The organism is Streptomyces sp. UH6, from assembly GCF_013421635.1.
GTDB lineage: Bacteria > Actinomycetota > Actinomycetes > Streptomycetales > Streptomycetaceae > Streptomyces > Streptomyces abyssomicinicus.
On sequence record NZ_JACADT010000857.1, the window covers coordinates 1 to 2470 of the forward strand.

A 2470-nucleotide genomic window follows, 5' to 3' on the forward strand; every position below is an offset into this window, starting at 1 on the left:
CCGCACCGGGACCGGGCGCACGCCATCTGGTCCCGGCGGGCCGTCCCGGACGCAGCCTGCTGCTGGAGATCGAGGGACGGGGCGGCGGTGACTGGCTGATCCCGCTGGACTCCCCCGCCGCGCTGCCCTCCGAGAACCATGTGGTGGCTCAGGTGGTGCTGGACGACGAGGAGTTCGCGCAGCTGGTGGCCGGGCACATCCGTCCCCGCGACGCGGCGGCGGGCCAGACCGGCGACAAGGCCGCCGTGGCGGACGTCCTCTTCGCGGCCGCGTCCCTCAGCCGGCTGTAACGGCGGCCTCGTTCAGGAGAAGACCACCGTGCGGTGGCCGTTCAGCAGGACACGCCGCTCGGCGTGCCACTTCACCGCCCGGGCCAGCGCCTGGCACTCGACGTCCCGGCCGACCGCGACCAGCTGCGCGGGGGTCAGCTCGTGACCGACGCGCTCGACCTCCTGCTCGATGATCGGGCCCTCGTCGAGGTCCGCGGTCACGTAGTGCGCGGTGGCGCCGATCAGCTTCACGCCGCGGGTGTGGGCCTGGTGGTACGGCTTGGCGCCCTTGAAGCTCGGCAGGAAGGAGTGGTGGATGTTGATGATCCGCCCGCTGAGCTGCTTGCACAGGTCGTCGGAGATGACCTGCATGTAGCGGGCGAGCACGACCAGCTCCGCGCCCTCCTCCCGGACGATCTCCAGCAGCCGGGCCTCCGCCTCCTGCTTGGTGTCACGGGTCACCGGCACGTGGTGGAACGGCACGTCGTACGAGCCCACCAGCTCGGCGAAGTCGGTGTGGTTGGACACCACGGCGACGATCTCCACCGGCAGCGCGCCGGTGGAGGCGCGGAAGAGCAGGTCGTTGAGGCAGTGGCCGAAGCGGCTCACCATCAGCAGCACGCGCATCTTCTCGCCGGCCAGGCCGATCTGCCATTCCATGTGGAACGAGTCACCGATCGCGGCGAAGCTGGCGCGCAGCTTCTCCAGGCTGACCGGGGCGGGGGCCGAGAAGTGGACCCGCATGAAGAACAGTCCCGTGTCGTGGTCGCCGAACTGCTGGCTGTCCTCGATGTTGCAGCCGGTCATGAAGAGGTAGCTCGACACGGCGTGGACGATGCCCTGCTTGTCCGGGCAGGCGAGGGTGAGGACGTACTGCTCGACGGGGGCGGCGGTGGACTGTTCGCTCATGACCGCCAGGGTCGCACATCCCCCACCCCGGTCGCGGGCGTGTCCCTCATCCGGGACGGCTCCGCCACCCCCTGCGCGGGGGTGTCAGGCCACCCGGGTGAGGATGCGGAGGACCTCGAGGGACTGCGGCGCGGTGTCGGGGTCGTCGCCGTCGCCGACGGCCATCCGCACGTGCGCGTCCCGCGCCGCCCGGACCGCCTCCGGCCACCCGGCGTGGGCCATGTACGCCGACACCGGCGCGTCCGGCCCCACCTGGTGCATGATCCGCAGCACCCGCAGCACGGCCGTGTCGACCAGCGCCGCCTCCTGCGAGTCCCGGAAGATCGTGCCGACGTACTTCTCCGCCGACCAGTTGTCCAGCCAGGTGTCCTCGACCAGGCGGTACACGGCGTCCGTGACGTCTCCGTACCCGTCGACCCCCGCCAGCCAGACGTTCTGCTGGAAGCCGGGGTCGGAGAGCATGTGCAGCGCCGAGCGGACGTTCCCGCGCCAGCGCCACCACGGCATGTCGTTGAGGGGCATGACGCCCATGGTGGAGGAGCGACGCCCGTGGCGGGAAGAGTTCACCGAAGTTTGCACGACACCCGATCGTACGTTCCGCGGCCGGCGACGGGCGCCCCGGGCACCGGGGAGCGGGGGCCGACCACCGGCCGCCCGGGGGAGAAGGCGCAGGTCAGAGCTGTAGCGGCGGCCGCTCGGTGAGCTTCCACTCCTTGGCGATCGGGTTCCACAGCTCGGACGCCTTCTGCTTCTCCGTGGTGGCGGTCCCGCTCTGCTCGGTGGCCGCGCGGGTCTCCGCGGTGTGGCGGGCCTGGCCGCGCTTGCAGAGCTTGCCCCGGTCGGCGGCCACCTGGTCGGCCCAGGCCGCGTAGTGCTCGTCGGCGGACTTGGAGGCCTGCCAGGCCTTGGTGAGCGCGGCGGTCAGCTCGGCGTGGTGCGGGAGCCGGTCGACCTCCAGCTCGTTGAGACGGGTGACCAGGTCGGCACGCTGCTGGGCGGCCCCGCGCAGCGCCTGCGCCGCAGCGTCCAGCTTCACGCACTTCCTGACGTCCTCGACGGCCCCGACCACCGCGGAGCGGCTGTCGCCGCTGTCGGCGAGGAGCTGGTCCAGGGCGACAGCCTGCGTCTTCACCGCCTCCTTGTCGTCCTTCTCCTCCTTCGGCGGCTGCTCGCCGCCGGCGGGCGAGGAGGTGGGGGAAGCGGCCGCCACCGGGGTGTCGTCCGTCTCGTCCTCGCCGCCGTCCATGAGGGAGCCGATGCCGATGCCCAGCACCACGATGCCGACCCCGGCC

At 71.9% G+C, this 2470-nt stretch carries 2 protein-coding genes and 2 pseudogenes; 1 reads left to right on the forward strand and 3 read right to left on the reverse strand.

Annotated elements, in window-relative coordinates:
- A pseudogene (locus tag HW445_RS26750) lies at window positions 1-290 on the forward strand (MDMPI N domain containing protein); the annotation flags it as partial.
- 12 nt (window positions 291-302) lie between these two features.
- On the opposite strand, the gene purU reads toward HW445_RS26750, so the two are convergent.
- The 3 genes and pseudogenes from purU to HW445_RS26765 form a co-directional block, all read right to left on the reverse strand.
- Complete coding sequence (purU, locus tag HW445_RS26755; protein WP_180223450.1) at window positions 303-1178, reverse strand: formyltetrahydrofolate deformylase; 876 nt, start codon at window positions 1176-1178, stop codon at window positions 303-305.
- An 84-nt stretch (window positions 1179-1262) separates the two neighbouring features.
- Window positions 1263-1709, reverse strand: coding sequence for a hypothetical protein (locus HW445_RS26760; RefSeq protein WP_180223451.1), 447 nt, complete (start codon window positions 1707-1709; stop codon window positions 1263-1265).
- A 142-nt stretch (window positions 1710-1851) separates the two neighbouring features.
- Window positions 1852-2470 (reverse strand): annotated as a pseudogene (locus HW445_RS26765) (hypothetical protein); the annotation flags it as partial.

What these genes read in the sequence shown, in the direction of transcription:
- purU (WP_180223450.1), bottom strand. Translation starts at nt 1,178, where the DNA reads ATGAGCGAACAGTCCACCGCCGCCCCCGTCGAGCAGTACGTCCTCACC.
- HW445_RS26760 (WP_180223451.1), bottom strand. Translation starts at nt 1,709, where the DNA reads ATGGGCGTCATGCCCCTCAACGACATGCCGTGGTGGCGCTGGCGCGGG.